General features: G+C 46.6%; 7 protein-coding genes. 3 read left to right on the top strand and 4 right to left on the bottom strand.

The features are described from left to right. Window positions 1-113 precede the first annotated feature (113 nt). From J7623_RS05020 to J7623_RS05010, 3 genes are read left to right on the top strand one after another with little or no spacing between them, the layout of a single operon-like run. Entirely contained in the window at window positions 114-3386 is a 3273-nt protein-coding gene (locus J7623_RS05020) for a TonB-dependent receptor (RefSeq protein WP_291917882.1), read from the top strand. A gap of 18 nt (window positions 3387-3404) precedes the next feature. Then, window positions 3405-4850, top strand: coding sequence for a RagB/SusD family nutrient uptake outer membrane protein (locus J7623_RS05015; protein WP_291917880.1), 1446 nt, complete (start codon window positions 3405-3407; stop codon window positions 4848-4850). Window positions 4851-4882: 32 nt separating this feature from the next. Further along, window positions 4883-8947 carry a carbohydrate-binding protein gene (locus J7623_RS05010; RefSeq protein WP_291917879.1) on the top strand — a complete coding sequence of 1355 codons (4065 nt, stop codon included), beginning with the start codon at window positions 4883-4885 and terminating at the stop codon, window positions 8945-8947. Window positions 8948-9011: 64 nt separating this feature from the next. Here J7623_RS05010 and J7623_RS05005 read toward each other — a convergent pair whose 3' ends face one another. The 4 genes from J7623_RS05005 to J7623_RS04990 all read right to left on the bottom strand — a co-directional run bounded on the left by J7623_RS05005 (window position 9012) and on the right by J7623_RS04990 (window position 12509). Beyond that, a complete protein-coding gene (locus J7623_RS05005) occupies window positions 9012-9605 on the bottom strand; it encodes a hypothetical protein (protein WP_291917877.1) in 594 nt (197 codons plus the stop codon). A 34-nt stretch (window positions 9606-9639) separates the two neighbouring features. Then, window positions 9640-10938, bottom strand: a complete 1299-nt coding sequence (locus J7623_RS05000) for a hypothetical protein (RefSeq protein ID WP_291917874.1) — start codon at window positions 10936-10938, stop codon at window positions 9640-9642. A gap of 127 nt (window positions 10939-11065) precedes the next feature. Further along, complete coding sequence (locus J7623_RS04995; RefSeq protein WP_291917871.1) at window positions 11066-11389, bottom strand: hypothetical protein; 324 nt, start codon at window positions 11387-11389, stop codon at window positions 11066-11068. A 283-nt stretch (window positions 11390-11672) separates the two neighbouring features. After that, window positions 11673-12509 (bottom strand): helix-turn-helix domain-containing protein, encoded by an 837-nt coding sequence (locus J7623_RS04990; RefSeq protein ID WP_291917867.1) that lies wholly within the window; start codon window positions 12507-12509, stop codon window positions 11673-11675. Window positions 12510-12582 lie beyond the last annotated feature (73 nt).

The following is a 12582-nucleotide window of genomic DNA, read 5'->3' as shown; positions in this document are numbered from 1 at the left end:
TACCCAAACCATACAAATGTATGTATTTAAGGCTTTTTTTCCAAGGCAGGGCTTCCCGTGCAATGTGGCATGCCATGCATTTTTCACGATTGTCAGTAAAAATTTTCCGGATCATGAAATTGACAGTGCTTTTAATGACGTTAGCCCTCATGCAGGGATATGCGACAGGATATGCACAAACGGTATCCATTTCAGCTGACCATGTTTCGCTGGAGAAAATCTTCCGTGAAATCAGGAAGCAAACAGGATATGCTTTCCTCTGTACCAGTGAACAAATGGAACAGGCACAGGAGGTAACGCTGCAGGTGAAAAATGTTTCCCTGAAAACAGCGCTGGATCTCTGTTTCGAGAACCAGGCACTGACCTACGTGATCGCCGATAAAACAATTATCGTTAAAAGAAAAGTCGTAAGCACCGCCCCTTTGCGTATAGCAGAAATTATAGTGAAAGGAAAGGTACTCAGCGATAAAGGGGAACCGCTTTCGGGTGTTACTATCCAGGTGAAAGGAACGGCGAAAGGTGTAGTCACGAATGAACAAGGTATTTATGAAATAAGCGTACCTGATAGAGATGCCGTATTACTCATTTCCTATATTGGGTTTGACCGGCAGGAGATTGGTGTAAATGGCCGGCAACAAATAAACATCACCTTACAGGCCGCCGCTTCCAAAATGACGGAGCTGGTAGTGATAGGATATGGTGAACAGAAAAAGGGTTCACTCACCAGCGCTATCTCTTCTATTTCTGCGAAAGATTTCGCGGAACAGCCCGTGAACCGGCTGGACCAGGTGTTACAGGGAAGGGTGTCTGGCGTACAGGTAACTAACGCTGCCGGATCACCGGGAGGAAGTGTACGTATCCGTATCCGTGGTGCCAACTCCATCAATGGCGATAACAGCCCGTTGTATGTGGTAGATGGCTTTATCGGCGCGGAATTATTTGCCATCAACCCGGATGATATAGAATCCATACAGGTGCTGAAAGATGCTTCTGCTACCGCTATTTTCGGAAGCAGGGGATCCAATGGTGTTATCATTGTTACCACCAAAAAAGGAACGAAAGGCGGGTTAAAAGTGAATTTCTCCACCCGCTTATCCTCTTCAGAAGTAATTAAAAAAATGGATCTGCTGGATGCAGCTACCTTTGCGCAAACTGCCAATGCCCACGCCGCAGCCATTGGTACGGCAGCGCCTTTCACAGAATCGCAGGTGAAAGACCTGGCAGCGAAAGGTGGCACCAACTGGCAGGATGAAATATTCCGCCGCGCTTTTGCACAGGAATATATGCTGAGTCTTTCCGGTGGAAACGATAAAACCGGCTACTTTATCTCCGGTAATTATCTCAACCAGGATGGGATTATCAATAATTCATCTTTCAAAAGATATACGGTCCGCTCCAACATCAATTCAAAACTAACCAATAAGATTTCGGCGATATTCAACATCACCGGCTCTTATAGCGATGGACTGAACCTGGATATTCCTGCTGATGGTCCGCATAGTCCGCTGGCACAGGCAATTACCTGGTCGCCTACGGTGCCGGTACGCAAAGCCGATGGTACCTATACGGCCAGCGATCCTATTGGCTCTGTATTTTTTAACCCGGTAGCATTGACCACAGAGCAACTGGCAGAACGGGAACGTATGCTGGCGAATATAATCGGAGGATTTAAGTTTGATGATATCCTGGTTCCAGGCTTGTCGCTGAATTTGCAGTTTGGCGCTAATTACCTGAGTTACGATGATAAAAGTTTTACCGGGAAAGTGGTGAATTCCGGCACGGCTACTGCCGGTATCCGGTCTAACAAAGAAGCCAGGTTACAGAATACCAATACGCTGAACTATAAAAAGATTTTTGGGAAGCATAGCCTGGATATTACCGGGGTGGCAGAATACCAGCAAGGTACTTATAACTATGTATCTGCCGGCGCTTCCAACCTGACCTATGAAAACTTTCAATGGAATAACCTGTCGCAGGGAACGGCCAGCAGCCCGGGTTCCGGCTATTCCAAATGGAGTATCTTTTCTTTGGTGGGCCGCGTGAACTATGCGTACGCCGGGAAATACCTTATCTCCAGCGCCTTGCGCAGAGACGGATCTTCCAAGTTTGTGGACAAAAATAAGTTCAGTTACTTCCCTTCTACCTCTGTTGGCTGGATCATTTCTGAAGAATCCTTTATGAAAAACCAGCGCTTATTCAGCAACCTGAAATTACGCGGTAGCTGGGGAAACACCGGTAGCGAAGGGGTAGGACCTTACAGTACTTTCTCTGCTTACTCGAACAGGATTGCATCCTTTACCAACAGTACTTTTCTGAATGGTATTGTGCTGGGTAATATTGGCAACCCGGATTTAAAGTGGGAAACCACGGAGCAGCAGAACGTAGGCCTGGATATGGGTTTCTTAAATGAACGCTTCAGTGTGAGCGCCGATTATTTTGTGAAAAATACGCGCGACCTGTTACTGAATGAAACCCTGCCTATTTACCTGGGTGGTAATACCATTACGCGCAACGTAGGTACGGTACAGAATAAAGGCTGGGAAATATCTGTGGATGCAGCGGTGATTGATAAAGGACCCTTGAAGTGGAATACTAACTTCAACGTATCCTTTGTGAAAAATAAAGTGGTGTCTATTGGCGCTAAAACCATATTATTTGATCCCAATACCCGTAAGATAGGTTCTGGCATGTCGCCTCAATCTGAATTTGTAGTAATACCGGGACAGTCATTGAGCGCCATTTGGGGCCTTACTTACCTGGGTACATGGAAGCCTTCGGAAGCAACAGAAGCCGCCAAATTTGGGGCTAAACCGGGCGATTCCAGGTACCTGGATCTTAAAGCAGATGGTGTGATTGATGCCGGTGACTACGGCGTAATTGGCAGTGGTATCCCTACAACTTCCGCCGGATGGAATAACACGGTGAGCTATAGAAATTTCACGCTGAATGTATTCCTGCAGGGCATGTTCGGCTTCGACCGGCTGAATTATAATAATGCCGCTACGATGTACTATGGTGGCGACGCGCGCGAAGCAACGCTGCACCAGATCGTGAACCGCTATATTCCGGGCGTGAATGAAACTTCCAATATTCCGGCTTTCAGCACTACCAACAGGAACTTCACACAATCTACCCGCTTCCTCGAAAAAGGAGATTTTGTGCGATTGAAAAATATTAGCCTGTCCTACGAATTCCCTAAATCGGCCATCCGGAATATTGCAGCCATCAAAGTGTTCATTGGTGCCACCAACCTGTTGACTTTTACGAATTACAGCGGTATAGATCCGGAGGCAAATTCCTCTGCAGGCGATTTCAGGCAGGGTATTGACTATGGTGCTTATCCTAATGCAAAAACAATTACAGGCGGCTTCTCGCTTAGTTTTTAATTTCTCAAACGGTTCCACATGAAAAAGATATATTCACTCGCACTCATCATCATATTGGCATCTTGCAGCAAGTCGCTGGAAGAAAACCCCCGCGGGCTGATTGCCGGCAACGCGGGACTTAGCAGCCAGGCCGGGCTGGAAGCAGCCCTCACAGGCGCTTATGGTAGCCTGATGGTTCCCTGGGAAAGTGGTTTTACTACCGTGTCGCAAATTGCAATGTGTATGGGTGCTGATGATCTTACTACGCATCCCGGCTCCAACAAAGAAGAGTTCAGGGAGTTCGACCGCTTCAATGTTTCTTCGCTTAACAGCCGTATGACGCCCATCTGGCGCGGTTGTTATAAAACTATACAATCTACCACCAACATCATCAATAACTATGGAGAAGCAAAAGACGGCACCGAAGCCACTGTGCATGCCATTGTAGGAGAAGCATACTTTTTACGGGCGCTTTGCTATTATTGGTTGACGAGATATTGGGGAGAAGTACCGGTTATTCCTTCTGAAAAATATACACCCGACTTACTAACGCTGAAGAAAAGTACGCCGGCAGTAGTGTATAAACTGGTGGAAGAGGATCTGCTGAAAGCGGAAGATTGGGTACCCAATAATAAACGTGATCCGGGCAGACCAAACAAAGGTTCCGTGAAAGCGTTGCTGGCAGAAGTATACCTGACAGAAGGCGGATGGCCGCTGAAAGATGTTTCCAAATATGCGCTGGCAGCGGCGAAAGCAAAGGAAGTCATCGATAACAAAGCCACCTATAAATTTGACCTTTACCAGGATGATTACCTGAAAATTTTTGCAGGAGGTACGGTAGAAGATGTATTTACTTTGTTCACACGTGGGCAATGGTCTACTTACAATTCTTTCTATGGCTTGTCCACCATGCCGGAAAATGAAGGCGGCTGGTCCGACTTCTTCCCGGAAATTAACTTCTTTAATAACTTCCCGGCCGGCCGTCGTAAAGACGCGACATTTTCCACGGAGTTTGTGGTAAAGGGGCAAACGATTACCTGGCAGAATGTAACCACTAAACATCCTTACTATAAAAAATTCACCATCCAGAGTGGACAAAAAGATACGTATATGTCCAATAACCCCGTGATCATGCTGCGGTATGCGCAGGTGTTGCTTACCTATGCCGAAGCACAGGCGCGGGCTACAGGCACACCCAGTACAGAAGCTTATGCAGCTGTTGATGCCGTGCGGTTGCGCGCTGGTTTAACTAAACTGCCGGCTAATTTATCGGGCGCTGATTTTGCGGACGCGGTAGTGAACGAAAGAGCCTGGGAGCTGGCGGGCGAATGGAGCCGTTGGTTTGACCTGGTGCGCTTAGAGAAAGTAGAAGCGGCTAATGCCAACAAAAATCCGGACGACTTACCCGTTAACGGACCTATTACGAAACAAAAATATTGGATGCCTATTCCGGGTGCAGATGCAGTGATGAATCCAAATCTGTAATGCTTTTTATTCCACGATAAAAAATACCCGTTATGAAAAAAATGTTACTGCTCTTTTGGTGCAGCATATTGCTGTGCCAGACCCTCCATGCCCAGTACCTGTTGCTGGATGACATGGAAGGACATGGTCCCTGTTCCGGCCGTTGGTCGTATTATGCCGGCGCCGGGGCCACCGGATCGGTGCTTTTTCATGTTGCCAATCCTGCTCCATCTACCGTAAATCCCAGCCCCTATGTGGCAAAGTTCACGAAAGATACCAGCTGTTTTGAGTACATGAGTGCTACCTGTCCTTTGAATACGCCTTTCGATCTGTCTGTCAACAGTACCTTCAAAATGTTGGTGTACAGTAATGTGCAAGAGGAAGTGATGTTTAAGCTGCAACCCGGTAGCGACTATACGAAAGCAGTTTATTTTACATACAAAATCAAAAATATTAACCAGTGGGAAGAAGCCACCTTCAACTTTCAAAGTGTAAAAAACCGCACCGACCTGAATAATATCGCCGTACAATTTATCGATGGCAGAAAGGCCAATGGTATTTTGTATTTCGACCTGGTACAGGCACCTAACCCTATTGGTATCACGTTAACGAGTACACGGATATTAATGGGGCAGGAGAATGGTGCCATCATTCCTGCCAAACTCAATGGCGCAGCGTTTAAAGCGCAACTGGATAAGTTATCATGGACCGCGGCCAATCTTCCTCCCGGCGTGCGGATAGACAGCATTCAACGTATCAGCGACACCCTGGCGAATATTGTGCTGGGTGGTAATTCCCCCGCCAACTATTCCCGGAGAACGTTGCAGTTAACCGTGGCAGGCACGGAGCTGGACTCCGCCAATCTGCCTTACTATGTGGCAAAAGGTAACGCAGTATTCGACGGAAACCCTGCATGGACAATGGTATACAACGACGAGTTTAATACAGATGGCTTGCCGGATCGCAGCAAATGGACTGTGGATGCAAAACCCAAAGGATGGATCAATGGAGAACAACAGGTATATACCGATACCACGCACGATAATATCCGTGTACGCAACGGTGACCTTGTCATCACCGGGAAAAAGGATTATCCCAACGGCAACACTACCGAGCCATGGTCTTCCGGCAGGCTAATTTCACAGGGCAAGATGGATATCCTTTACGGCAAAGTAGAAGTACGGGCTAAACTACCCAAAGCCAAAGGATCATGGCCGGCTATCTGGCTGATGCCTACCTACAGTGTATATGGCGGATGGCCCGCCAGTGGGGAGCTGGATATCATGGAAGAAGTAGGGAATAACCTCGGCAATGTGATGTCTACCGTACATACGAAGAATAGTAACTGGACAAATGGCGGGCATCTTACCGGCTCAAAAATTATCCCGGATGTAAATACGGCCTATCACGTGTATGCGATGGAGTGGTCTGCCGATTCCCTCATTTTCACCTATGATAGCAGTCGCATATATGCGTATGCTAATCCGCAAACAGACTGGAAAGACTGGCCCTTCGATCAGCAATTTCATGTGATCCTGAACCTCGCTATTGGTGGTGGTATGGGTGGAAATATTACGGATTCCAACTGGCCCGATAGCATGAACGTAGACTATGTGAGAATCTACCAGAAAGGCCTGGGAACACCAATGCTGGATACCATTATGATATCGCCGGGCAACCAGGTATTGCTGCCTGGTAAAGTGATTCAGTACACCGCCACCGCGAACGACCAGAACGGCCGTCCTATTGCCATCAACCCGGTATGGAGTATTACCGGTGCCGGCAACACTATTACTGCCAGCGGTAAAGCTACTTTTCAATCGTCGGGCACTATAACGGCAACGGCTACTGTAGATACCATTACCCGTTCTGCTACCACCTACGCCAATATCCGCGCTACCAACTACAAACCTGTACCGGCAAGGATAGAGGCAGAGGCATTTGATAACAGCAATACCTGTTGCACAGAACCGGTGTCGGATACCAGTGGTAACCTAAATATTAGCTATATCGGCAAAGGTACCTGGATGGAATACGATCTGAGTGTTCCGGACAGCGGATTATATCGCATACAGTTCCGGGTGGCGGCGAATACATTATCCAGCCTGTCTGTCCAGCTGGATAGCGCTAACCTGGCTACTATGAGCCTGCCTGTTTCCGGCGGCTGGCAGAACTGGTATACCATCACTTCGCCCGCTTTTACATTAAAGCAGGGTACGCAAACCATCCGTATCCTGTCTAACAGCTCCGGATGGAATTTTAACTGGCTGAAGATCATCCCGGCCCAGGCGGTAACGCTGAACAGGATTAAAGTGACGCCTGATTCCGTGTCTGTAGTAGCGTTGGCTACACAGCAATACATTGCCACCGGGTTTGACCAGGATAGTGTGAAGATGGCTATTACACCGGAATGGATGGTGAATAACAGTCACCAGATGATCAGTCAAACCGGCTTATTCACTGCCGCGGATACCTCCGGGTACTTTACGGTGCAGGCGAAAGACAACAGCGTCATTGGTGCTGCTATCGTTAAAGTGTTGCCATTGCCGGTGCTGACACGGATCCGGATCACTCCGGACACCGTGACGATCCCGGTAGGATCTACCTATACCTTTACGGCTAAAGGCTATGATCAAACCGATAGCGTGATGCCATTACCTGCTTCCAAAGTGTGGGCGGTAACCGGCGCTGGTAACAGCATCCAGGCCAATGGCGTGCTCACCGCAGGTAATACTACCGGCAATTACCAGGTTACCTTAACTGCCGGTGCTATTACAGATACGGCTATTGTTACACTTGCCTATGGTTGTACTATAAACGGGAAATATGAAGCAGAATCGGCGTCGTCATTATCTTCCGGCCCGGTGCTGGAAACTTGTACTGATGTGGGCGGCGGACAGGATTATAAGAATTTGTACGCCGGTCACTGGTTTGCTTATAACACCCTGAATGTGCCCGTGGCCCGCAGGTATAACATCAGCTTACGTGTGTTGTCTACTGCAGCAGCACAGGTGTCGGTAGGTCATGGTGGCCAGACCTTTGGCACCATTAACATTCCGTCTACCGGTGGGGTGTGGAAAACGATTAGGGATACCATCACATTACCAGCGCTGACTTATACAGGTATACACGTGGTATCAGGTACGTTTAAATTCAATTGGTTCTCGATAGATGATTGCGTGGCGCCGCCACCGGCCAGGATTGAAATCACGCCTGCGGATGTAACGCTGCCGGCTGGTACAGCACAACAGTTTACCGCTACCGGGTACGATGCCGCCAACAATGTAATAGACATGGCCGGCCTTACGTGGACCGTCACCGGCACAGGCAACAGTATTAGTCCGGCTGGATTGTTTACCGCAGACAGCACCGTGGGTAATTTTAGTGTAACCGCTACCGTGAGTGGGGTGAGTCAATCTACCAATGTACGTGTTGCCGCATATAACTGCGCCGTGAATAACCGGTATGAAGCAGAAAGCGCTTCTTCTTATATCTCCGGACCAGTGAAGGAAACCTGCACAGATATAGGCGGTGGGCAAAACTTTACCAATTTGAAACTAAGCGATTGGTTTGCGTATAACAACCTGGTAGTGCCCACAGCGGGTAAATACAATGTACGTTTGCGGGTGTTAACTACTGCGGCAGCACAGGCCGGCGTAGGCAGTGGAGGTGTGCTTTATGGCGTCATTAATATTCCGAATACCGGTGGTACCTGGCAAACTATCAGCGACACCATCACGTTGCCGGCATTGACGTATACCGGCATTCATGTGAGAGCCGGTACCTTTAAATTCAATTGGTTTAACATCGACAACTGTACACCTATACAGCCGTTATCTGCTATGCAGTCATCCGCAATGACGCAACCTAAAACCATTACGCTGACTAAAACACGGGTCTATCCTAATCCCTTTACCGAACAACTCAACATCGTATTCCAGGAAGCTTATGAAAGAGCTACTTTGGTAGATGCTGCAGGCATCGTGGTATTCCGTTGGAAGATCACGCCAGGAACACGCCGGATCAGTGAAAGCCTTGGTCGTTTGAAGAATGGCATGTATTTATTGACTTTGGAAGGACGAGGAAAGTCGGAAGTGATACGGCTGATTAAATTGTAGATGTAGAAAGGCCATCTCAGAGATTACTGAGATGGCCTTTTTTATTGCAGTATGTTTTTTACGTTTAGTAACGCCGGTAGTAACGGGAAACGGTATTGTCACTCCAGGTGATGTCTACATGATCCCAACCGTTGGTATAGCGGTGCGTGGCGTATTTTATTTTCATTGCTTCTCTGGGTAGTTCTTTGTCGTAGTTCAGGCCGGGATCACTCACACTATGGTATTTATTCCGGTAAATAGTAGGATGTAGCATAATATCGTTTCCATTTTGTTCAGCGGTACCTTTCATATAAAAGAATGCATATGATTTCAGGCCACCCATACCAGAGTTGGTAAAGCGACAAATCTCAAAGTCACCATTTGCACTGAAACGGATGCCATTGCCCGGACGGGGTACCATATCCCATGGTGTAGGTGCATTGTTAAACCAGATACCGGTTGTTGGATTATATACTGTAAGACTGAAATGTTGATCAGGGTCCATGTTTGTTTCATCCAGGCCAAACCAGGAGACGCCGGAAACATCCGCGGTAATGTCTGTACGGGGAGTAACAGGTATGCTGTTGTCGTCCTTATTTTTTTTGCAGGCGATATTCATGCTTAACAGCAGGCAGGCCAGGCCAGTTCCTGCTATGGAACGGAGTAATTTATAGGTCATGTTAACCAATGTTTAATAGATGTTAGGAATGGAGTTATTCTACTCTTCTGATCACACGGAAGCTTCCTTTTATATTTTTCTGGCGTACAACCAGGTGTGGGCATAAGCCTTCTTCTTTATATACAGTAGCATTAAAGGAGCCTTCTACATATTCCACGTCTCCGGACTTTTCCTTTTTTTGTATGGATATTCCGCCGGGAGAGGCAATAGCGTCCGACTCACAGGGGGTATATTCATGTACATATCCGATGCCGGGCCCGCCGTTATATACTGCAATGCCGGTGCCACCATTTTCCTCTGTAGCAAAGGGATAGAAGCCGGTGTTGGTACCGATGGTCACCAACATAATATTTGATCCGGCAGACAGATTGCCATTGATCACCAGCCTTCCATCTTCCATGGTATATAAAATGCCGCTAAGGTTATAGGGAATGCCATCTACTTCTGCGATGAAATAGGTTTCATCTACAATATAGATATTAGACATCAGTATGGCTTTGCCGGTAGCGCCCGGACGTACATATCCCGGCGGAATGAAGTTGTATATTTCCACGGTAACCTGCACCGGGTTATGAGGAGGGATCTGATCCGGGGCGGTATAAAGCGCGCGCTTGTTATTGGATTCAACAGTGAGCTTACCTGCCTGGAATATTTGCCAGTTCTTTATGTTTTTTGGATTGTCTTCCGCATGGGTATCGGCTATTTCCATGGGATCACCCTTCACCAGTGGTTCCAGCAGGAAAGGGGAGGAGATATCTACGGTGGTGGAGCCTTTGGGCTTCAGTTCGTGTTTGTCTACATTTAACCAAAATTCTGCAAAGGGCGCCCAATCGCTGAAATGCGTGGTATTTACGGTGAGTGTATGAGCTGCTTCATCCAGTGCTGTTTGTGGCATACATCTCCATATACCGTCGGCGCTCTGAAAGGCCAGGAATAGTACCTGTGCAGCGGTACCTTCCAGGTCATTGTTGTTGTAGTGAAAAGTGAGCGTTACCGGTTTGGTAAAAGTTTGTCCTTCCGGTAACAAGCGATAAGCGTTACCGGGGCTGCCTGGCAGGGTATTGGTAACCGGTTGGATAATAAAATCAGTTTCTTTTGTCACTGCGCCTGCTGGTACATTTAGTTTCATCCGTCCATCGGTAGTGGTTAATGTTCCGCCGGCAGGGCCTATTTTAGCCGTTACCGCTTCTCCTGCCGGAGTGCCTTTTTCGTGTATGGTACCACGTTGGGGTGTGGGCACAGGTTGATTATCATTCTTTTTACAGCTGTACATACTAATCAGCATAATGCTCATTAGCAGCACCGTTTTGGAGTTTTTTAAAAATGAATACATGAATCTTATTTTATGACAATTTGAAAAATACATATGGGGTAGTTCATCATTGAGAAGTACGCAGGTAAATGAAGCCTGCTGTAAATAGTAAGCAATGAATTGTATTTAATTTTTTGGGTACGTTTTATTAGTGCAAAGGCTGGTGACGGGGCCAGTCGGTGAGGCATCCCAGTTGGTGTATTAAACGGGAGATATCTTCAGGCTGAATAATAGCGTCAATAGCGGCTAATTTCTTTCCAATTTCTGTATAGTAATAGTTTATAATTTTTTTATGATCATCAAAAGATGAATAATAAGCCCTGATCAGCTTAATATATGCTATCAATACTTCTCCCGCTGCTGTTGTCAACAGCAATAAATGCTCATTGACGTTAGCAGTGAATAACCCTTTCGGTTGGTGCCAGGTAAAGGTTACTCCTGGAGCGATATATGTATTGTGTTTGGCTGGCAAGAGGCAGTTTTTACAGTAACAATACCTTAATATTTTTTGAATAAAGGTTGAGGTATATTGGCAGTAATAACTGCAAGTGGGGGCCCGATGGGGATACAGGCAATTGGGGTAATGATGTTGATATTCATTTTTGAAGGTTATTTAATAATGCAAAGATGCGATGATTGTAATTAATAAACTTGTATAAATCCGACCTGTATTAATGAAAGGAGTCCTTATAAAAATAGAAAGCCACATCTTTTGATGTGGCTTATCATTTATTTGGGGCTATAAATCGATGGATTTATATAAAGCATTTACCATTGGTGACAAAAAGCTCGGTAGCACTTTCCGATAAAAGTTTGGAGGGAGCCACGCCAGCTATGCTTTTGAAGTCCCTTGAAAAGTGCGACTGATCATAATAACCGGCATCGTGCGATACGGCACATAAAGAAATATCTGCTTCCTTTAACCGGCTTAAAGCAAAATTAAGACGCATAATTTTACCCAGCTCTTTAGGAGAAAGCCCTATTCTTGTACGGAATAGTCTTTCCAGGTGCCTGCTGCTAATACCAAGTTGATCTTCCAACTGTTGGACCGCCACATTGCCCTTATTCTTCCGGAGTTGCTGAATAGAAAAATCTACATAATCAATCAAACCGGAAGCAGGATATAAACGCGCCTCTAAGAATTGATTCATTAATGCTACACGTTGCTCATCACTCGTAGCCTCAAAGAGCTGCTCCAGGAGGAGGTTGACGGTGTATCCCCATACAGCCTCCAGGTCTACACTGGGAACATTGGTGAATTCCTGCATATTTACCGGTAGCAGTTGATGTATGCCGCCAGGTTTAAATTGTACTTTCACCAGCCTGGTATGATCTGAAAATTTCAGCCAGATAGGTTTGGTCAATTGACCTACCATAAACGCACGCCGTGTTTGCAACATGTCAAACTGCGCTCCCTCCATGTTGTACTGATGCAGATCTCCATACAGAAACAACATGGAAGTCTGCCCGAAAGGGATCAGCCGCCAAACAGCATATTCCTGATTGACAGCTTTCCAGTCGATATCAACAATCATATAATTGTCGATATACCTGCTTAATGGGAGGCTTGGCTGGTAAATGTCTGCTTTCATATCAGGGCTGTCCTGTTTTTTTTACAAAATTAGTGCTTCGCTGTGAAATGTTCTTGTATAGATCCGACATGAA

The organism is Chitinophaga sp., from assembly GCF_017745275.1.
In the GTDB taxonomy this organism is placed as follows: Bacteria; Bacteroidota; Bacteroidia; order Chitinophagales; family Chitinophagaceae; genus Chitinophaga.
This window is presented reverse-complemented; position numbering and strand designations above follow the sequence as displayed.